This is a genomic window from Neisseria sp. P0021.S007, from assembly GCF_051956855.1.
This window is the reverse complement of record NZ_JBQCXA010001491.1, coordinates 1-473: the sequence shown is the minus strand read 5'-3', so window position 1 is coordinate 473 and position 473 is coordinate 1. Positions and strand designations below refer to the sequence as shown.

The window sequence follows — 473 nt, the reverse complement described above, 5'->3', positions numbered from 1 at the left end:
CCTGAAAGTACGGGTATTGCCGAAGATGCGACTGCCGGTGATGATGGTGTTTCCAACCAACTTTGGAAACAGGTTTGGAAAGCCAAACAAGGTCAAATTATTGTTGTCGGTATTGCTTTGACAATTCTCCTGTTGGTATTCCTGTTCCAAGACTGGATTGTACGTTACGAAAAATGGTATGACCGTTTCCGCCTCTGCTTCCTGACATTTACCCTGGTTTATATTGGTTGGTATGCGCAAGCGCAATTGTCGGTCGTCAATACATTGACCTTGTTCTCCGCAATTTTGACTGAATTCCACTGGGAATTCTTCCTGATGGATCCGCTGGTGTTCATTCTGTGGCTCTTTACAGCGGCGACCATGCTGTTGTGGAACAGGGGTACGTTCTGCGGCTGGCTGTGTTCTTTCGGTTCGTTGCAAGAATTGACCAATCGCATTGCTAAAAAACTGGGCGTAAAACAAATTACTGTGCC

General features: G+C 46.1%; 1 protein-coding gene. It reads left to right on the top strand.

The genetic code is table 11. The features are described from left to right. The coding region (locus ACTHUR_RS19880) for a 4Fe-4S binding protein (protein WP_440400515.1) at positions 1–473 on the top strand (473 nt) is incomplete at both ends.